General features: G+C 65.5%; 17 protein-coding genes and 1 tRNA gene. 11 read left to right on the top strand and 7 right to left on the bottom strand.

What is annotated here, in order from left to right; translation table 11 throughout:
* Positions 1-56: 56 nt before the first annotated feature.
* The 3 genes from rapZ to QM569_RS15760 are packed head-to-tail and all read right to left on the bottom strand — an operon-like array spanning position 57 to position 3,492.
* Positions 57-923, bottom strand: coding sequence for an RNase adapter RapZ (rapZ, locus tag QM569_RS15770; protein ID WP_414988185.1), 867 nt, complete (start codon positions 921-923; stop codon positions 57-59).
* Positions 924-2,594, bottom strand: coding sequence for a DNA repair protein RecN (gene recN / locus QM569_RS15765; protein ID WP_414988184.1), 1,671 nt, complete (start codon positions 2,592-2,594; stop codon positions 924-926). It abuts the gene before it with no gap.
* 1 nt (position 2,595) lies between these two features.
* Entirely contained in the window at positions 2,596-3,492 is an 897-nt protein-coding gene (locus QM569_RS15760) for an NAD kinase (RefSeq protein WP_414988183.1), read from the bottom strand.
* A gap of 28 nt (positions 3,493-3,520) precedes the next feature.
* Between QM569_RS15760 and hrcA the strand changes: the two genes are divergently transcribed.
* From hrcA to greB, 6 genes are all read left to right on the top strand, one after another.
* Complete coding sequence (gene hrcA, locus QM569_RS15755) at positions 3,521-4,525, top strand: heat-inducible transcriptional repressor HrcA (protein ID WP_414988182.1); 1,005 nt, start codon at positions 3,521-3,523, stop codon at positions 4,523-4,525.
* A 165-nt stretch (positions 4,526-4,690) separates the two neighbouring features.
* Positions 4,691-5,599 carry a hypothetical protein gene (locus QM569_RS15750; protein WP_414988181.1) on the top strand — a complete coding sequence of 303 codons (909 nt, stop codon included), beginning with the start codon at positions 4,691-4,693 and terminating at the stop codon, positions 5,597-5,599.
* Positions 5,600-5,623: 24 nt separating this feature from the next.
* Positions 5,624-6,493, top strand: a complete 870-nt coding sequence (locus QM569_RS15745) for a 3-hydroxyacyl-CoA dehydrogenase family protein (RefSeq protein WP_414988180.1) — start codon at positions 5,624-5,626, stop codon at positions 6,491-6,493.
* 48 nt (positions 6,494-6,541) lie between these two features.
* Entirely contained in the window at positions 6,542-7,879 is a 1,338-nt protein-coding gene (locus tag QM569_RS15740; RefSeq protein WP_414988179.1) for an MFS transporter, read from the top strand.
* Between the two features lie 531 nt (positions 7,880-8,410).
* A tRNA-Arg gene (locus tag QM569_RS15735) sits at positions 8,411-8,487 on the top strand.
* A gap of 58 nt (positions 8,488-8,545) precedes the next feature.
* On the top strand, positions 8,546-9,109 hold the full coding sequence (gene greB / locus QM569_RS15730) for a transcription elongation factor GreB (protein WP_414988178.1): 564 nt from the start codon (positions 8,546-8,548) through the stop codon (positions 9,107-9,109).
* On the opposite strand, the gene QM569_RS15725 is transcribed toward greB, so the two are convergent.
* From QM569_RS15725 to QM569_RS15710, 4 genes are all read right to left on the bottom strand, one after another.
* The gene (locus QM569_RS15725; RefSeq protein WP_414988177.1) at positions 9,093-11,375 is read right to left on the bottom strand and encodes a RelA/SpoT family protein; all 2,283 of its coding nucleotides are present in this window, start codon (positions 11,373-11,375) and stop codon (positions 9,093-9,095) included. The genes greB and QM569_RS15725 overlap by 17 nt on opposite strands.
* 95 nt (positions 11,376-11,470) lie before the next feature.
* The gene (gene rpoZ, locus QM569_RS15720; protein WP_005794722.1) at positions 11,471-11,674 is read right to left on the bottom strand and encodes a DNA-directed RNA polymerase subunit omega; all 204 of its coding nucleotides are present in this window, start codon (positions 11,672-11,674) and stop codon (positions 11,471-11,473) included.
* Positions 11,675-11,693: 19 nt separating this feature from the next.
* A complete protein-coding gene (gmk, locus tag QM569_RS15715; RefSeq protein WP_414988176.1) occupies positions 11,694-12,314 on the bottom strand; it encodes a guanylate kinase in 621 nt (206 codons plus the stop codon).
* A 36-nt stretch (positions 12,315-12,350) separates the two neighbouring features.
* A complete protein-coding gene (locus tag QM569_RS15710; RefSeq protein ID WP_414988175.1) occupies positions 12,351-13,283 on the bottom strand; it encodes a YicC/YloC family endoribonuclease in 933 nt (310 codons plus the stop codon).
* 74 nt (positions 13,284-13,357) lie between these two features.
* On the opposite strand from QM569_RS15710, the gene QM569_RS15705 reads away from it, so the two are divergent.
* From QM569_RS15705 to hemW, 5 genes are all read left to right on the top strand, one after another.
* Positions 13,358-14,374, top strand: a complete 1,017-nt coding sequence (locus tag QM569_RS15705; RefSeq protein ID WP_414988174.1) for a serine/threonine protein kinase — start codon at positions 13,358-13,360, stop codon at positions 14,372-14,374.
* The gene (locus tag QM569_RS15700; protein WP_414988173.1) at positions 14,371-15,273 is read left to right on the top strand and encodes a PP2C family protein-serine/threonine phosphatase; all 903 of its coding nucleotides are present in this window, start codon (positions 14,371-14,373) and stop codon (positions 15,271-15,273) included. The genes QM569_RS15705 and QM569_RS15700 overlap by 4 nt, the downstream gene beginning before the upstream one ends.
* Before the next feature lie 173 nt (positions 15,274-15,446).
* Entirely contained in the window at positions 15,447-16,172 is a 726-nt protein-coding gene (rph, locus tag QM569_RS15695; RefSeq protein ID WP_414988172.1) for a ribonuclease PH, read from the top strand.
* Between the two features lie 46 nt (positions 16,173-16,218).
* The gene (gene rdgB, locus QM569_RS15690; RefSeq protein WP_414988171.1) at positions 16,219-16,818 is read left to right on the top strand and encodes an RdgB/HAM1 family non-canonical purine NTP pyrophosphatase; all 600 of its coding nucleotides are present in this window, start codon (positions 16,219-16,221) and stop codon (positions 16,816-16,818) included.
* 106 nt (positions 16,819-16,924) lie between these two features.
* Positions 16,925-18,160, top strand: coding sequence for a radical SAM family heme chaperone HemW (gene hemW / locus QM569_RS15685; protein ID WP_414988170.1), 1,236 nt, complete (start codon positions 16,925-16,927; stop codon positions 18,158-18,160).
* The last annotated feature ends 134 nt before the right edge of the window (positions 18,161-18,294 follow it).

Below are 18,294 nucleotides of genomic sequence, written 5' to 3'. Positions count from 1 at the left end.
GCCTCTAGCGCTTACTGGATAAGCGCATGCAGCTATCAAAACAATAGTATTTCAGCTTATTTGCCGTCGAGTTCGCGGTGCCTGCGCAGGGTCGTCCAGCGGTCGCCAAACGCGTCGGCCAGGCGTTCCGCCAGATAGACCGAGCGGTGCTGCCCACCCGTGCAGCCGATGGCGACGGTGACGTAGCTGCGGTGGTTGCGGTCCAGCATGTCCAGCCAGTGCGTGAGGAACTGCGCAATGTGCGCCTGCATCAGCGCCACCTCGGGCTGCTGGCGCAGGAACTGCGCCACGGGTTCGTCCAGCCCCGTCAGGTCGCGCAGCGCGGGCTCGTAATGCGGGTTGGGCAGCATGCGCACGTCGAACACGTAGTCCGCATCCATGGGAATGCCGCGCTTGAACGCGAAGGACTGGAACACCAGCGTGAGCTGCCCCTGGGCCGCCGTCGCCATCAGGCTCTTGACGTAGCTTTGCAGTTGCGAGGCGCGGATGGCGCTGGTGTCGATGACGTGGGATTGCTCGCGCAACTGCGCCAGCAGCTCGCGCTCCACCTCGATGGTCTGCACCAGGGCCTGGCGTCCCTGCTGCAGGTCGGTGTGCGACAAGGGGTGGCGGCGCCGCGTCTCTGAGAAGCGCCGCACCAGGGTGTCGGTGGTGGCGTCCAGGAAGATCGAATGCACGGCCACGCCCTCGCCGCGCAGGCGGGTCAGCTCCTGGGGCACCTGGTGCAGCGACGTGGCGCTGCGCACGTCCATGGCGATGGCCAGGCGGTGGCCGTGGTGGCGGTGCTCCAGCGCCACGAAGGCGGGCAGCAGCTCGGGCGGCAGGTTGTCCACGCAGTAGTAGCCCGCGTCTTCCAGTGCATGCAGGGCCACGGACTTGCCCGAGCCCGACATGCCGGTGATCAGCACGATCTCCAGCGCCATCTAGCGGCCCCCCTGCGTGGCGGCCTCGGCCAGGCCGAGCATCTCGCGGGCGTGGGCGAGCGTGGTCTCCGTGGACTTCTCGCCGCCCAGCATCCGGGCGATTTCCGCGACGCGCGGCGCGCCTTCCACCGCCAGCACGGTGCTGGTGGTGCCTTCGGCGCTGCGGCGCTTGGCGACCTGGAGGTGGTGGTGCGCGCAGGCCGCCACCTGGGGCAGGTGGGTGACGGCCAGCACCTGGCGGTCGTTGCCCAGTTGCTGCATGAGGCGGCCCACGGTTTCCGCCACCGCGCCGCCGACGCCGGAGTCCACCTCGTCGAAGATGAGGGTGGGCGCGGCGCCCAGCTCGCTGGTGGTCACCGAGATCGCCAGCGCGATGCGGGACAGCTCCCCGCCGGACGCGACCTTGCCAACGGGCTTGGGCGTCATCCCGGGGTGGCCCGCCACCAGGAAGGCCACGTCGTCCATGCCGTGCGATGCGGGCTCGGCCAGCTTGCTGACGGAGACTTCGAACCGGCCGCCTTCCATGCCCAGCCCCTGCATGGCCTGCGTGATGGCGGCGGACAGTTTGGGCGCCGCCTTGGCGCGCGCTTGCGACAGGGTGCGGGCGGCTGCGTGGTACGCCTTGGCGCTGGCGGCTTCGGCGGCTTCCAGCTGGGCGAGGTCTGCGGCTGCGTCCAGGCGGCGCAGCTCGTCCGTCCAGCCCTGGAGCAGCGAGGGCAGCTCTGCCGGCGTGCGCCGGTACCGGCGCGCCAGGGTCATCCACAGGGCAATGCGAGCGTCGAGTTCCGACAGGCGCTGCGGGTCGATCTCGGCATGCCGCAGGTACTGCTGGATGGAGTGGGCGGCGTCGCTGGCCTGCGCGAGGCTGGACGACAGCACGTCGGCCAGGCTGGCGAATTCGGGCTCGATGTGCTCCTGCTCCTGCAGCAGCGCGTGCGCGCGGGCGAGGCCCGCCAGCGCTCCGGCGTCGTCGTCCTGCAGCGCGCTCAGCGCGCCCTGCGCGCCGTCGAGCAGGGCCTGCGCGTGCGACAGGCGCTTGTGCTGGGCTTCCAGCTCGTCCCACTCGCCCTCGCCGGGGGCCAGCTTGTCCACTTCGCCGATCTGCCACTGCAGGCGCTCGCGCTCCTGCTGCAAGGTGGCCTGGTCCTGGCGCGCCTGCTGCAGCGCCTTCTGGTCGGCGCGCCATTGCGCCCATGCCTGGGCGATGTCCGTGGCGCGCAGCCCGGCGTAGGCGTCGAGCAGCTCGCGCACCGAATCGGGCCGGGTCAGGCTCTGCCATGCGTGCTGGCCGTGGATGTCCAGCAGCAGGTCGCCCAGGGCGCGCAACTGGGTGGCGGTGGCGGGCGCGCCGTTGACCCATGCGCGGCTCTTGCCCTGCGCGTCCACCGTGCGGCGCAGCAGCAACTGGTCGTTGGCCTCGAACCCGGCCTCGTCCAGCAAGGGGTGGATGTGGGCGGGGCAGTCGAACTCGGCGCTCAGGTCCGCTCTGGATGCGCCTTCGCGCACCACGCCTGCGTCCGCGCGCGCGCCCAGGATGAGCTGCAGCGCGTCGATCAGGATCGACTTGCCCGCGCCCGTCTCCCCGGTCAGCACCGTGAAGCCCGGGCTCAGCTCCAGATCCAGCGCCTGGACGATCACAAAATCACGCAGGGTGATCCGCCTAAGCGCCATGTCAAGAGCCCCCTTCGTTCCAGCGCAGCTTCTTGCGCAGGGTGGCAAAGTAGTTCCAGCCCCGGGGGTGCAGAAAGCGCACGCAGTGCTCCGAGCGCTTGACGAGAATGCGGTCGCCGTGCAGCAGCGAGGCCAGGGACTGCATGTCGAAGTTCGCGCTGACATCCCTGCCGCTGACCACTTCCACCGCCACTTCCGTCGCGTCGGACAGCACGATGGGCCGGTTGGACAGCGTGTGCGGCGCGATGGGCACCAGCACCCAGCCCGGAATGGACGGGTGGAGCATGGGCCCGCCCGCCGACAGCGAGTACGCCGTGGAGCCCGTAGGCGAGGCGATGATGAGGCCGTCGGCGCGCTGGTTGGCGACGAGCTGCCCGCCCACTTCCACCCGCAGCTCCACCATGCCCGACGTGGCGCCGCGGTTCACGACCACGTCGTTCATCGCCAGGGCCTCGAAGACCACCCGGTCGTCGCGCACCACGGTGGCGTGCATCAGCGGCCGCAGGTCTTCTTCGTACTCGCCGCGGAGCATGGGCGGCAGCGTGGCCTGGTAGGCGTCGAACGGAATGTCGGTGATGAAGCCCAGCCGCCCCTGGTTGATGCCGATCAGCGGCGTGCCGAACCGCGCCAGCCGACGACCGATGCCGAGCATGGTGCCGTCGCCGCCCACCACCAGCCCCAGGTCGCATTCGCGGCCTATGCCATCCACGTTCAGGGTGGGGTAGTGCGTCATGCCGGTGTTGCTGGCGGTCTCTGCTTCCAGCACCACCTCGCAGCCCTGCCGCTCCATGAAATGGGCGATGTCTTCCAGTGCCTTGCGCGGGCTCTCGCCCGCAGGCCCAGCCGATGAAGCCTGGTACTTGCCTATGAGCGCGACATGGCGGAAATTGGAAGTCATCGCGAAATTACATCATTAAAATCATTGCATGCTCGATGACCGTGCCAAGTTGTTGCTCAAAGCGCTGGTCGAGCGCTACATCGCGGATGGCCAGCCTGTCGGGTCGCGCACCCTGTCGCGCGCGTCGGGGCTGGATTTGTCGCCAGCGACCATCCGCAACGTCATGGCCGACCTGGAAGACCTGGGGCTGATTGCGAGTCCGCACACCTCGGCAGGGCGCATTCCCACGGCGCGGGGCTATCGCCTGTTCGTGGACACCATGCTGACGGTGCAGCGCGACCCACTCACCGCGCCGCAGCTCGCGCCCGAGCAGCCGCAGAAGGTGATCGCCAATGCGGCGCAACTGCTGTCCAATCTCTCGCAGTTCGTGGGCGTGGTCATGGCGCCGCGGCGCACGTCCGTGTTCCGGCACATCGAGTTCCTGCGGCTGTCCGAGCGGCGTCTCCTGGTGATCATCGTGTCGCCCGAAGGGGATGTGCAGAACCGCGTGATCTTCACCGACGTGGATTACTCGGCGTCCCAGTTGGTGGAGGCCGCGAATTTCTTGAATGCCCACTACGCGGGTTTGGCCATGGAACAGGTGCGCGAGCGCCTGAAGTCCGAGGTGGACGCGCTGCGCGGCGAGATCGCTTCGCTGATGCAGGCGGCAGTGAATGTGGGCTCCGAAGCCCTGTCGGCGGCGCAGGACGAGGTCGTGATCTCGGGCGAGCGCAACCTGCTCGCGGTCAGTGATTTCTCCAGTGACATGGGCCATCTGCGGCGCGCTTTCGACCTGTTCGAGCAGAAGACGCAGATATTGCGGCTGCTGGACATCTCCAGCCAGGCGGAAGGTGTGCGGATTTACATCGGCGGTGAAAGCCAGGTCGTTCCCTTCGAGGAGTTGTCCGTGGTCAGCGCGCCGTACGAGGTGGACGGCAAGGTCGTCGGAACGCTGGGGGTGATCGGCCCCACGCGCATGCCCTATGACCGCATGATCCAGATCGTGGATATCACGTCCAAGCTTGTCTCCAACGCCTTGAGCCACCGCAAATGAGTCACTGCCGCAGGGCGCGGTTGCCCAGCGCGCAAATGTGGTAAATCTATGTCGCCGAGGGCGCACTGTGGCCTGTTTTCCCTGGTGTGGTGGACATTACGCACCTTGTGCGTGGGCGGACGCCCGTTACGCTCAAGTCACATAAATCTATAAAGGAGACAAAAAATGGATCAGTCATCTGATCGCCTGATCGTTTTGAGCCTGGGCCTCAAGTCCTGCGTGCTGTCCATGGCGACAGACGGCAGCGATGTGCGGGTCCTGGTGGATGGGCTCGATTCCAAGCCCGATGGCGTGAGTATCGATCACGCGCGCCGCCACATCTTCTACTCCTTCATGGGCGTCACGCGCGACGGCGAGGACTTCTGGGAGAACGAAGGCTACATCGAGCGCTGCAACTACGACGGCTCCGACCGCCAGGTCGTGGTGCCGTTGGGCAGCTTCGTCACCGGCAAACAATTGGTGTTCAACGACGCGATGCAGCGTCTGTACTGGTGCGACCGCGAAGGCATGGCGGTGCTGAGTTGCCGCCCAGACGGTTCCGACCTGCGCACCGAAGTGCGTACCGGCAGCGGCCAGGACAAGCTTGACCCGCGCAACCACTGCGTGGGCGTGGCGGTGGATGCCAAGGGCGGCTATTTGTACTGGACGCTCAAGGGCAAGCCCAACGGCTGCGAGGGCCGCATCATGCGCATGCCGCTGCAACTGCCTCCCGGTGCGGATCCGGCGCGCCGAACCGACCTGGAAACCCTGCTGGATGGCCTGCCCGAGCCCATCGACCTGGAGTGGGACGAAACCACTGATTCGCTCTACTGGACCGACCGTGGCGACCCACCGGCGGGCAACACGCTCAACCGCGCCAAGCTGCGGGACGGCAAGCTGGTGGATCACGAAATCCTCTTGTCCAATCTGAACGAAGCCATCGGCCTCGCGCTGGACTTGCCCGGTCGCCGCGCTTTCGTGACCGAGCTGGTGGGTGGCAACGTCCGCATGATGAATCTGGATCGTCCGGGCGAAAGCACCGTGATCTACCACACCAAGGGGCGCCTGGTAGGCTTGGCCTACCTGCGTGCCTGAGTACCTTCAAAGGAGACAGAACCCATGTCCTTTCAACTTCCTGACCGCATCGATACCCGTCCCATCGCCATCCTGGGCGCGGGCACTTTGGGGCGACGCATTGCGCTGATGATGGCGACCCGCGGCGCCGAGGTGCGCCTCTTCGACCCCAACGCCGAGGTGCGCGAGGCCGGTGTGGCCTATGCGCGGGAGCAGTTGCCTGCCGTGCTGGAGACCATCCCCGATGGCAAGGCGGGCACCATCGTCGGCTTCGACGACATGGCTGCCGCGCTCAAGGGCGCCTGGCATGTGGTCGAAGCCGTCCCTGAAAAGCTGGAGCTGAAGAAGAGCATCTTCAAGCAGATCGACGAGCTGTCCGATCCCGACGCCATCCTGGCCAGCAATTCCTCGTCCTACCCCACCAGTGCCTTCGCTGACAGCGTGAAGAACCCCGCGCGGCTGCTCAGCATGCACTACCTGATGCCGCCGCGCGCCACGCCGGTGGAACTGATGAGCTGTGGCCAGACCGACCCGGCGGTGATCGACCTGATCGCCAAGCTGATGCCCAGCTACGGCCTCACGCCCTACATCGTGCAGCGCGAGAGCATGGGCTTCATCTACAACCGCATCTGGGCCGCCATCAAGCGGGAATCGCTCAACGTGGTCGCCAGCGGCGTCGCCTCCCCGCAGGTGGTGGACGCCATCTTCCGCCAGGCCATGAACACGCGCGTCGGCCCGTGCAGCGCCATGGACGCTGTCGGCCTGGATGTCGTGCTCTCGATCGAGGAGCACTACGCGCATGAAATCCCTGGCCTGCCCGAGGCACCACGCGAGCTGCTGCGCAAGATGATCGCCGAGGGGAGGCTGGGGGTGAAGACTGGCAAGGGGTTCTACGACTACCCGGCGCAGAAATAGCACAAGACAATTCACATCGCATCCACTAAAACATACAGGAGACAAACCATGGCAGCCCTACACGCCCCTCAAAGTGGCCCGCTCGTTGAGACCGAGGCCGAGAAGAGGATTTTTTCCAAGGTCAATTGGCACATCCTCCCGCTGCTGCTGAGCGCCTACATCTTCGCCTTCATCGACCGCGTGAACATCGGCTTCGCGCAACTGCAGATGAAGACCGACCTGCACCTGAGCGACGCCGTGTTCGCGTTGGGCGCGGGCCTGTTCTTCGTCGGCTACTTCCTGTTCGAGGTGCCGAGCAACCTGTTCCTCGAAAAGATCGGCGCGCGCAAGACAATCCTGCGCATCATGATCTGCTGGGGCGCCTGCGCCACGCTGATGGCCTGGGTCACCGCGCCTTGGCAGTTCTACGTGCTGCGCTTTCTGCTCGGCGCGTTCGAGGCGGGCTTCTTCCCCGGCGTGATTCTTTACTTCACGTACTGGTACCCGTCGGCGCGGCGTGGCCGGGCCATCGCCGTCTTCATGACGGCCACGGCGCTGGCGGGCGTGCTGGTGGGACCGCTCAACGGCGCGCTGATGAAGTACGGCGAGGGCTTCATGGGCTGGCACGGCTGGCAGTGGATGTTCATCGCCAACGGCGTGCCCTGCCTGATCATCGCGGTGCTGGTCTTCTTCATGCTGGTGGATACGCCTTCCCAGGCCAAGTGGCTGACCGAAGAGGAAAAGCGCATCCTCATCGAGCGCGTTGAGGGCGAGAAGACCTCCATCGGCCACAAGCACGGCGCCATGATGACCTTGCTGAAGGACAAGAAGGTGTTTGCCTTGGCAACCATCTACTTCCTGATGAGCGCAGCGGTGTACGCTCTGCTGTTCTGGGCGCCCACCCTGATCCGCAGTTGGGGCGTGTCCGATGTGTTCCAGGTTGGTCTGCTGAAGGCCGTGGCCAGTGTCGCGGGCATCATCGGCATGGTGCTGATTGGCCGCAGTTCCGACCGCATGAACGACCGCCGCTGGCACTTCGTGTTCGCCATCTGCTGCATCACCGCGGGCCTGGGCCTGATCGCCCTGATGGCGCCCGGCCTGACGCCGTCGGTGGCCTTGTACTCGCTGGCCATGGTCGGCACCTCGGCGGCCACGCCACTGTTCTTTGCCTTCGTCAGCGAATATTTGCCCAAGGAAACGGCGGCCGGCGGCATTGCGTTGATCAGCTCGCTGGGCAACCTGGGGCCTGCCATCTCTCCGTCCATCAGCACCTGGATCCTGACCACGACGGGTGATGCCAAGTACAGCCTGTTCTTCATCATCGGCATGTACATCGTGGCAGCCGTCATCATGGTGGTGGCAGCGCGCAGCAGGGTGCCGAGCCAGGTGGTCGCTCAGGCGGCCTGATCTGCATGCAATAATCCAACGCTGTGGGCCGTTAGCTCAGTTGGTTAGAGCAGAGGACTTGACGGGTGAATCCCTGCGCCGTGGCCCGTGGCCACGGCATGGGATGATGCCGATGGGTTGCTCAAGGTAAGTTCACTCTGCCTTGAAGTAGAACTTCTCAAATTCGGTGAACGCTAAGGCGCGCAAGCGCGATGCCAACGCCGAGCGAAGCCCCCGCCAGGGGGAACGTGTAGAGACTCGACGGGAAGGCCGAAAGGCAAGACAGAGTCCAGACCACGAACCGGAAACGGGCGGCGAAAGCCGAGGTGGCAAGCATAATCCTTTGGTCGCTGGTTCGAGCCCAGCACGGCCTACCATCCCCATGAAGCCGCTGACGCATTGTCGGCGGCTTTTTTTTCAGGGAGCGGCGTGCATTACAATCGCTGCTCCTGTTTTGAATGGAGCAGTTGCCGCAGCGCTCCGGTGGTGCAAGGCAACAAAAAACGATGATTTCAAGGGATGCCAAGAAATCATGCTATAATTCAAAGCTTAGCGGCTGTAGCTCAGCTGGATAGAGTACTTGGCTACGAACCAAGGGGTCGTGGGTTCGATTCCTGCCAGCCGCACCAATGTTGAAAGCCTGCAATCGAAAGATTGCAGGCTTTTTCATTTGGAGATTGATTGCCCATGAGCAAGGCTTTTACCAAAGAAACCGACGGGGATGGCGACGATGAATTGACGTTGCCTCCATTGCCCGCAGGCGGCAAGAACTACATCACGCCGGGCGGCTATGCGCGCTTGCGCGGCGAGTTGCTGGATCTGATCGACAACGAGCGCCCGAAGATCGTGGACGTGGTGCATTGGGCGGCAAGCAATGGCGACCGCTCCGAGAACGGCGACTACCTCTATGGCAAGAAGCGTCTGCGCGAGATCGACCGGCGCATCCGCTTCCTGACCAAGCGGTTGGAGATCGCGGAAGTGGTGGACCCGAGCCTGCACACAGGCAGTGACCAGGTCTTCTTTGGCGCGACGGTGACCTACGCGGATGACGAAGGCGCGGAGCGCACGGTCACCATCATGGGCATCGACGAGGCCGACAGCCGCGCGTCGCAAGTCAGCTGGATTTCTCCCGTGGCGCGTGCGTTGCTGAAAGCGCGCGTCGGCGACGAGGTGCAGTTGCCGACGCCGGGCGGTGTGCGCAATCTGGAAGTGATCGCGGTGCGGTATCCGCCCGCTACGCCTGCGGCGTGATCCGGGCCGCGCGGATGACGGCCTGGGTGCGGCGCAGGTTGCGCAGGGCAGTTTCCACATGGGCCTGGTCGCGCACCGCTACGGTGAACCGCAGGTCCGTGGTGTCGAGCGCGACCTCGTCGTCCATGTCCACGTGGGTGATGTCAGCCTCGGAATTCGCCAGTTCGGCAGCCACGCGGGCCAGCACACCCTTGCCGTTGTTCACGGTGACGACGATGCCGGTCTCGAACATGCGCGTGGGTTCGTCCGACCAGTCCACTGCGATGAAGCGTTCGCTGTCCTTGTGCTGCAGCCGCTTGGCGACGGCGCAATGCACGTTGTGGACGACCAGCCCTTCGCCGCGACCCAGGTAGCCGACGATGCTGTCACCCGGCACGGGGCGGCAGCAGGTGGCGTACTGCACCGATGCGTTTTCGCTGCCGTCGAGCGTTACGGCGCCCTGGGACAGCGTTTCGTGCGAGGTGTAGCGCTCGCGGGTCATGAGCAGGGCGTCGGGGCGGTGGCCGTGCTCGGACATCAGCACCACGAGCCGCTTGGCCACGATGCTGGCGATGCGCTTGCCCAGGCCCAGGTCGGTCATCAGCTCGCTGCGGGTTCGGTTGCCGGTAAAGCGCAGCAGCTTGTCCCACATGGGCTGGGTTTCCGTGTTGAGCGGCGGCAGGCGCTCCAGCCCTTCGGCGCGGATCGCCTGGGTGAGCAGTTTCTCGCCCAAGCCTTCGGACTCGGCCTGCGCCAGCGTCTTGAGGTAGTGGCGAATTTTTGACCGCGCGCGGCCCGTGCGTACGAACCCCAGCCAGGCGGGGTTGGGCGTGGACACAGGCGCCGTGATGATTTCCACCACGTCGCCGTTTTTCAGCTCGGTGCGCAGCGGCACCTGCTCGTTGTTGATCTTGGCGGCAGTGGTTCTGTCGCCCACGTTGCTGTGGATGGCATAGGCAAAGTCCACCACCGTGGCGCCGCGCGGCAGCGCCATGATCTGGCTCTTGGGCGTGAAGACGTACACGGCATCCGGGAACAGGTCCACCTTCACGTGGTCCCAGAACTCGGCGGCATCGCGGGTCTCGTTCTGGATGTCGAGCAGCGATTGCAGCCACTTGGTTCCCAGGCGTTCGGCTGCTGTGCCGTCGCCGTCCTGCGCCTTGTACAGCCAGTGTGCCGCCACGCCTGCCTCGGCGATGACATGCATCTCGTCCGTGCGCATCTGGAACTCGATGTTCACCCCGGACGGCCCCACCAGCGTGGTGTGCAGCGACTGGTAGCCGTTGAGCTTGGCGATGGCGATGTGATCCTTGAACTTGCCGGGCACGGGCTTGTACATCTGGTGCAGCACGCCCAGGGCCGTGTAGCAGTCCGTCACCGTCGGCACGATGACCCGAAAGCCGTAGATGTCCGTCACCTGGGCGAAGCTCAGGTGCTTCTGGCTCATCTTCTGGTAGATGGCGTACAGGGTCTTCTCGCGGCCCGCCAGGCGCACCTTCATGCCGATCCTGGAGAACGCGGCGTCCACCTCGGCCTGCACCTTCTGCACCAGGTCTCGGCGGCGGTTGCGCGATTTGTTGGCCGCCTTCGACAACGTGGCGTAGCGCCACGGGTGCAGGTGGCGGAAGGCCAGGTCCTGCAGTTCGCGGTAGGTCTGGTTCAGGCCCAGGCGGTGGGCGATGGGCGCATAGATCTCCAGCGTTTCGGACGAAATGCGCCCCCACTTGCTGCGCGGCATGTCCGACATGGTGCGCATGTTGTGCGTGCGGTCCGCCAGCTTGATGAGAATGACGCGCACGTCCCGCGCCATGGCCAGCAGCATCTTGCGGAAGGACTCGGCCTGGTTCTCCTCGCGGGTGTTGAACTGCAGCTTGTCGAGCTTGGTCAGGCCATCCACCAAATCCGCCACTGGCGCGCCAAAGCGGTCGATCAGGTCGGCCTTGGTGACGCCGCAGTCTTCCATGGCGTCGTGCAGCAGGGCGGCCATCAGCGCCTGGGCGTCGAGCTTCCAGGACGCGCACTGCGCGGCCACGGCGATGGGATGGGTGATGTAGGGCTCGCCGCTGTTGCGCAACTGGCCCAGGTGAGCCTCGTCGGCGAAGCGGTAGGCCCGGCGCACCTGCTCTATGCTGGCCGCGTCCAGGTAGTCCAGGCTGTCGGTGAGCGCAGCGAAGCTGGCCGCAGCAGCGTTGGCCGCTGCGACCGTGGCCGAAAGGGCGCCCGCCGCAGGCGGGTCGCCCGGCCGGGGCGGGGTGGTAGGAGAAGGTGTGTTGAGCACCGCGTTCATCCCTTAAATGTATAACGCGAGCGTATCAAACGGTTTCGGGGCAAAAAAAAGCACCGCAGCAGCGGTGCCTTTATGCGGAGCGCTTGCTCTGGAGGTCAGCCAGGAACCTTCTTGAGCATCTCCAGCCCGACCTTGCCCTCGGCGATTTCGCGCAGGGCCGTGACTGCGGGCTTGTTGCGGCTTTCGATGCGGGGCGCGTGGCCCTGGCTCAACATGCGGGCGCGGTAGGTGGCGGCCAGCACGAGTTGGAAGCGGTTGGGGATCTTTTCCAGGCAATCTTCTACGGTGATGCGGGCCATCGTTTTACTCCGGGATTCTTCAGGTGATGTTGAGCGACTGGAAGGTGTCGGCACGGGCGCGGCGCTGGGCGGCGTACTTGAGCCGCTGGGCGTGAACGACGGCTTTCAGGTCGAAAAGCGCGCGCTCAAACTGCTCGTTGATTATAACGAAGTCGAATTTGGCGACCTGGGCCATCTCCTCGGCAGCGTTCTTCAGGCGCACCTCGATCACCTCGGGCGAATCCTCGCCCCGCCGTTCCAGGCGTGAGCGCAGTTCTTCCCAACTGGGCGGCAGGATGAACACCAGCACGGCGTTGGCAAAGGTCTGCTTGATTTGCAGGGCGCCCTGGAAGTCGATCTCCAGGATCACGTCCGAGCCCTGGGCGATGCGCTCCTCGATGGCTTTCTTGGATGTGCCGTAGCGGTTGCCATGCACGTGCGCCCACTCCACGAAGGCGTTGCTCTTGATCATGGCGTCGAACTCGGTCTGGGACGCGAAGTAGTAGTCGCGCCCATGCTTCTCCTGCCCGCGCGGGGGGCGGGTGGTGTGGGAGATCGACAGGTGTACGTGGGAGTCCAGCTCCAGCAGGGCCTTGACCAGACTGGATTTGCCAGCTCCGCTGGGCGCCGCCACTACGAAGAGATTTCCGGGATAGTCCATATGGGATAAGCGCTGGGCGCTATCAAAAGATGAGTTTTATTCGATATTCTGCACCTGCTCGCGCATCTGCTCGATCAGCACCTTCATGTCCACGCTGATGCGCGTCAGCTCCAGCGCGGCGGACTTGGAGCCCAGCGTATTGGCCTCGCGGTGCAGTTCCTGGATGAGGAAGTCCAGGCGTTTGCCGACTTCGCCGCCTTTCTTGAGCAGGCGCTCGACCTCGTCCAGATGCGAGTCCAGCCGGGTGATTTCCTCGGCCACGTCGATGCGGATGGCAAAGGCCGTGGCCTCCGTCAGGGCGCGGTCGCGGGCGGCCTCGGGCGGGGTGGCGCCGTCGGTCAGGGCCATGGCTTCGTTCCAGCGGTCCAGAAAGCGCTGGCGCTGCTGCTCCACGAGCTGGGGCACCAGGGGCACGGCCTGCTGGGCCAGGGCGCGCAGCTGCTTGACGCGGTCTTGCAGCATGGCAGCCAGGCGCTTGCCCTCGCGCTCGCGGGCGGCCATCAGGGCGGTGAGGGCTTCCTCGGCCAGCGCGGGTACGGTGGCGCTCCAGTCCTCGTCGCCGCCCGAATGGGCATTGGCGCACAGGCGCAGAACGTCGGCTACCGAGAGCGGGGCGGCGCCCGGCAGCCAGGCTTTGACGGAGTCCTGCAAAGAATTGAGGCGCTGCAGCAGGCGCGCGGGCGGGTCTTGCAGGGCGCTGGCGTCGTCGCCGTCGAGCGCGGCGCGCACCTCGACCTTGCCGCGCTTGAGGCGTGCGGTGAGCAGGCTGCGCAGGGCGGGTTCCAGGGCGCGCAGTTCGTCGGGCAGGCGGAACGAGAGGTCCAGAAAGCGGCTGTTGACCGAGCGGATTTCCAGCCCCAGCCGGCGCGTTTGCAGAGCACGAGTATCGGTGCGGGCGTCGGTTTCAGCGCCAGTGGCGGACCCGCCGTGCTGTGCGCTGGCGTATCCGGTCATGCTGTAAACTGGCATTGGACTTTTGATGGTTGCTTGCGATCCGGCGATTATCCGGCCTCCGACCTACCCCCGAGTCATCTTCGCAAAATATGTCAAAAATCAAACCGGCCCCGCTGCCGCCCGATACCGTCATTGGCGGCTACCGTGTGGTGCGCCGGTTGTCCTCCGGCGGCTTCGGCGTGGTCTATCTGGCCATCGACCCCGAGGGCCAGCAGGTCGCCATCAAGGAATACCTCCCGTCGTCGCTCGCCACCCGCGCTCAGGGCGAGCTGCTGCCCAAGGTGCCGTCCGAGAAGCTGTCGCTCTACCGGCTGGGGCTCAAGAGCTTTTTCGAAGAAGGGCGGTCGCTGGCGCAGATCTCGCACGCATCCGTGGTGAGCGTGCTCAACTTCTTCCGCGAGAACGAAACCGTCTATATGGTGATGAACTACCTGGAAGGCGCGACCTTGCAGGACTTCATCATCACCGCGCGCGACCTCAAGACGCAGAAGGTGTTCCGCGAGTCCACCATCCGCTCGCTGTTCGACGAGGTGCTGCGCGGCCTGCGCATCGTTCACCAGCACAAGATGCTGCACCTGGACATCAAGCCCGCCAACATCTTCATCACTGACGACAACAAGGCGGTGATGATCGACTTCGGCGCCGCGCGCGAGGTGCTGTCCAAAGAGGGCAACTTCATCCGCCCCATGTACACACCCGGTTTCGCCGCCCCCGAGATGTACCGGCGTGACTCGCAAATGGGCCCGTGGACCGACATCTACGCCATCGGCGCGTGCATCTACGCCTGCATGCAGGGCTTTCCGCCCAACGAGGCGCCGCAGCGCATCGAGAAGGACCGCCTGTCGCTCGCGCTGACCAAGCTGCGCGGCGTGTATTCCGACAACCTCATCGAAGTCGTCGAATGGTGCATGGCGCTGGACCCGCTGTCGCGCCCGCAGTCGGTGTTCGCCCTGCAAAAGGAGCTGAGCCGCGAGGGCGAGCGCCGCTACACCAAGCTCACGGTGGCCGAAAAGATGCGGCTGCAGCTCGACACCCTGGTGGCTGACACCAAGAAAAATGTGCAGAAGGTCGGCGAGGCCACTGGCATCGGAGTCAAGCCGAAATGAAATTCTCGGTATTCCAGATCAGCCGCCGGGGGGGGCGCGAGAAGAACGAAGACCGCATGGGCTACTGCTACACGCGCGAATCGGGCCTGTTCGTGCTGGCCGACGGCATGGGCGGCCACCCCGAGGGCGAGGTGGCGGCGCAGATCGCGCTGCAGACCATCTCGGCCCTGTTCCAGCGCCAGGCCAAGCCCCAGATCAAGGACGTGCAGGAATTTTTGTCGGGCGCGCTGCTGGCCGCGCACCACCAGATTTTGCGCTACGCCAGCGACAAGGGCATGCTCGACACCCCGCGCACCACGCTCGTGGCCGCCGTGGTGCAGGCGGGCACCGCCACCTGGATTCATTGCGGCGACTCGCGCCTGTACATGGTGCGCGACGGCGACCTGCTCACGCGCACGCGCGACCACTCGTACATGGAGCTGCGCAACAACCCGCCGCCGGGCCTGGAGCGCATCAACCGCAACGTGCTGTTCACCTGCCTGGGCTCGCCGACCAAGCCCATCTACGACATCACTGGCCCGGTGTACCTGGAGCAGGGCGACCGCATTCTGCTGTGCTCCGACGGCCTGTGGGGCACGCTGGGTGACGAGGAGATCGCCAGGCAGATGGCCGCCAATGCCGTGTCCCACGCCGTGCCCGAGCTGGTGGAAAGCGCCCTGCGCAAGGCGGGCGACAGCAGCGACAACGTGACCGTGGTGGCGCTGGAGTGGGAGACGCCCGATGCGTTCGAGTCCACCCAGGGCGTGTCCACCGACAGCATCAGCGACGACGTGTTCGCATCCACCATCCAGGCCGGGCCGCTCGACGGGCTGGTGGACGATCTGGACGACGCGGCCATCGAACGATCCATTGCCGAAATCAACGAGGCCATCCGGCGCTCTGCCGCCCGGAAGGCCTAAGAGGCTGGGAGTGCTTTGTCCATGCCCGCCTTGCACGCCAAAACGCCCCGGCTCGTCGTTGCAAATGCTCGCCATAGCCCGAGCTATGGTTGCGCTTTGCGCCTAGATCCGAGGCGTTTTGGCGCGCCTTTCGGGCACGGCCAAAACACTCCCAGCCTCTGAAGACTTTCACCATGACTTTTGAACGCAGCGGCCAGCGCGCCGCCGATCAACTGCGCCCCGTGCGCATTACCCGCCGCTACACCATGCACGCCGAAGGCTCGGTACTCATCGAGTTCGGCAACACCAAGGTGCTGTGTACCGCCTCGGTGGAGGAGCGCGTGCCCCCACACAAGCGCGGCAGCGGCGAGGGCTGGGTGACGACCGAATACGGCATGCTGCCGCGCTCCACCCACACCCGCAGCGACCGCGAGGCCGCGCGCGGCAAGCAGAACGGGCGCACGCAGGAGATCCAGCGCCTCATTGGTCGATCACTGCGCGCCGTGTTCGACCTGAAGCGCCTGGGCGAGCGCACCATCCAGCTCGACTGCGACGTGATCCAGGCCGACGGCGGCACGCGCACCGCCGCCATCACCGGCGCGTGGGTGGCGGCGCAGGACGCGGTCAACCACCTGCTTGCCAGCGGCAAGATCACGCAGTCGCCCCTGCTGCAACCCGTGGCCGCCGTGTCGGTGGGCATCGTGCAGGGCACGCCGCTGCTCGACCTGGAGTACGTGGAAGACGTGAGCTGCGACACCGACATGAACGTGGTCATGACCGGCGCGGGCCACTTCGTGGAAGTGCAGGGCACGGCCGAAGGCGTGGCCTTTACCCGCGCGGAGATGGACCAACTGCTGGCCCTGGCCGAAAAAGGCATCACCGAACTGGTGGCGCTGCAAAAGCAATCACTCACTAATTGATAGCTTAAGGTGGTTGCTGCATAAGCGCCAGAGCCTGATTTGACTCATGAAAATCGTCCTCGCATCCAACAACCGCGGCAAGCTCGCCGAGCTGCAAGCCATGCTCGCGCCCCTGGGTGTGGAACTGGTGCGCCAGGCCGACCTGGGCGTGGGCGAGGCCGAGGAGCCGTTCCACACCTTCGTCGAGAACGCGCTGGCCAAGGCGCGCTTTGCCAGCGCCCACACTGGCCTGCCCGCGCTGGCCGATGACGCGGGCCTGTGTGTCGATGCCTTCGGCGGCCTGCCCGGCGTGCAGACTGCCCACTACGCCACGCAGTTCGGCTACGAAAAGAGCGACGCCAACAACGTGCGCGCCCTGCTGGAGCAGATGCAGGGCCAGGACAACCGCCGCGCCGCCATGGTCAGCACCTTGGTGGCAGTGCGCAGCCCCGAAGACCCCGAACCCCTGATAGCGGTAGGCCGCGTGGCGGGCGAGATCACCCGCGCGCCGCGCGGCACGGGCGGCTTTGGCTTCGACCCCGTGATGTTCATCCCCGAATTCGGCAAGACCTTCGCCGAGCTGCCCACCGAGGTGAAGAACGCCCACAGCCACCGGGGCCGCTCCGCGCAGCAGATGCTGGCATTGATGCGGGAGCATTGGCTATGAAAACAGGAGCTGCTTGCGCCTGATGAATAAGCGTTTCAGATGGTTTTATCTTTGAAACCATTGAATGACAGGTGCTTGCAGCTATGGTTTTGATAGTTACAGCCCCATGAACATCCCCATCCACCCCGCCCCAAGCGCCACACCTGGCTCGGCGCCGCGCGACGCGCTGCACTACATGCGCCCCGGCCTGCTGCAACTGTCCAGCCTGCCGCCGCTGTCGCTGTACGTTCACCTGCCCTGGTGCCTGAAGAAGTGCCCGTACTGCGACTTCAACTCGCACGAACACCGCCAGTCGGATTTGCCCGAGCAGCGCTACATCGCCGCGCTGATGGCCGACCTGGAAGCCGCTCTGCCCCTGGTCTGGGGCCGCACCGTGTACAGCATCTTCCTGGGCGGCGGCACGCCCAGCCTGTTCTCGCCCGCGTCCATCGATGAACTGCTGGGCGGCATCCGCGCCCGCCTGCGGCTGGAGCCGGACTGCGAGATCACCCTGGAAGCCAACCCGGGCACTTTTGAAAAAGAGCGCTTTCGCGCCTACCGCGCCGCAGGCATCACGCGCCTGTCCATCGGCGTGCAGAGCTTTGACGACGCGCACCTGCACGCCCTGGGCCGCGTACACGACCGCGCGCAGGCGCTGGCGGCGGTGGAAGAAGCCGCGCAATCGTTCGACACCTTCAACCTCGACATCATGTACGCCCTGCCGGGCCAGACCCTGCCGGGGCTGGAGCAGGAACTGCGCACGGCGCTGGCCTTCGCGCCGCCGCACATCTCCATCTACCACCTGACCATCGAGCCCAACACGCTCTTTGCCAAGCACCCGCCGCCGCTGCCCGAGGACGACGAGGCGTATGCCATGCTCGACCGCATCACCGAGATCACGGGCGAAGCGGGGCTGGCGCGCTACGAAGTCTCGGCCTACGCCCGCGACGGGCACCCGTGCTTTCACAACACCAACTACTGGCAGTTTGGCGACTACCTCGGCATAGGCGCGGGCGCGCACAGCAAACTGAGCTTTGCCCACCGCGTGGTGCGCCAGGTGCGCCTGCGCGAGCCGCGCCTGTACATGGACGGCGCGCTGGCGGGCCGCGCCCTGGCGCAGGACGAAGACGTGAAGCGCGCCGACCTGCCGTTCGAGTACATGCTCAATGCCCTGCGCCTGCGCGAAGGCTTTGCGCTGCAGGACTTCACCGAGCGCACCGGCCTGCCGCTGACGGCCATCGCCAAGGGATTGCAAGAGGCCGAGCGCAAGGGCCTGATCGAGCGCGGCATGGGGCGCGTGCGGCCCACCGAACGGGGCTTTGATTTCTTGAGCGACCTGCAGTCGCTTTTCTTGCCGGATTGATGGCAGGGCGAACCGGCATCGTCCTACAGGCGGGCGCGGGCGGGCGGCTTAACATTACCCCGTCGATACCCCCTCTCGACATCCCTCCCGCTTGCAGCAAGCAAGTGTTCAAGCCCGCCCCGTGCGGGCTTTTT

The organism is Acidovorax sp. (assembly GCF_047607405.1).
In the GTDB taxonomy this organism is placed as follows: Bacteria; Pseudomonadota; Gammaproteobacteria; order Burkholderiales; family Burkholderiaceae_C; genus Acidovorax.
Note: the sequence above shows the minus strand (reverse complement) of the source record. Positions and strands in the feature narration are given on the sequence as shown.

Bases quoted from the DNA above. Each gene is read 5' to 3' on its own strand.
- rapZ (WP_414988185.1), bottom strand. From the start codon at position 923: ATGGCGCTGGAGATCGTGCTGATCACCGGCATGTCGGGCTCGGGCAAG.
- recN (WP_414988184.1), bottom strand. From the start codon at position 2,594: ATGGCGCTTAGGCGGATCACCCTGCGTGATTTTGTGATCGTCCAGGCG.
- QM569_RS15760 (WP_414988183.1), bottom strand. From the start codon at position 3,492: ATGACTTCCAATTTCCGCCATGTCGCGCTCATAGGCAAGTACCAGGCT.
- hrcA (WP_414988182.1), top strand. From the start codon at position 3,521: ATGCTCGATGACCGTGCCAAGTTGTTGCTCAAAGCGCTGGTCGAGCGC.
- QM569_RS15750 (WP_414988181.1), top strand. From the start codon at position 4,691: ATGGATCAGTCATCTGATCGCCTGATCGTTTTGAGCCTGGGCCTCAAG.
- QM569_RS15745 (WP_414988180.1), top strand. From the start codon at position 5,624: ATGTCCTTTCAACTTCCTGACCGCATCGATACCCGTCCCATCGCCATC.
- QM569_RS15740 (WP_414988179.1), top strand. From the start codon at position 6,542: ATGGCAGCCCTACACGCCCCTCAAAGTGGCCCGCTCGTTGAGACCGAG.
- greB (WP_414988178.1), top strand. From the start codon at position 8,546: ATGAGCAAGGCTTTTACCAAAGAAACCGACGGGGATGGCGACGATGAA.
- QM569_RS15725 (WP_414988177.1), bottom strand. From the start codon at position 11,375: ATGAACGCGGTGCTCAACACACCTTCTCCTACCACCCCGCCCCGGCCG.
- rpoZ (WP_005794722.1), bottom strand. From the start codon at position 11,674: ATGGCCCGCATCACCGTAGAAGATTGCCTGGAAAAGATCCCCAACCGC.
- gmk (WP_414988176.1), bottom strand. From the start codon at position 12,314: ATGGACTATCCCGGAAATCTCTTCGTAGTGGCGGCGCCCAGCGGAGCT.
- QM569_RS15710 (WP_414988175.1), bottom strand. From the start codon at position 13,283: ATGCCAGTTTACAGCATGACCGGATACGCCAGCGCACAGCACGGCGGG.
- QM569_RS15705 (WP_414988174.1), top strand. From the start codon at position 13,358: ATGTCAAAAATCAAACCGGCCCCGCTGCCGCCCGATACCGTCATTGGC.
- QM569_RS15700 (WP_414988173.1), top strand. From the start codon at position 14,371: ATGAAATTCTCGGTATTCCAGATCAGCCGCCGGGGGGGGCGCGAGAAG.
- rph (WP_414988172.1), top strand. From the start codon at position 15,447: ATGACTTTTGAACGCAGCGGCCAGCGCGCCGCCGATCAACTGCGCCCC.
- rdgB (WP_414988171.1), top strand. From the start codon at position 16,219: ATGAAAATCGTCCTCGCATCCAACAACCGCGGCAAGCTCGCCGAGCTG.
- hemW (WP_414988170.1), top strand. From the start codon at position 16,925: ATGAACATCCCCATCCACCCCGCCCCAAGCGCCACACCTGGCTCGGCG.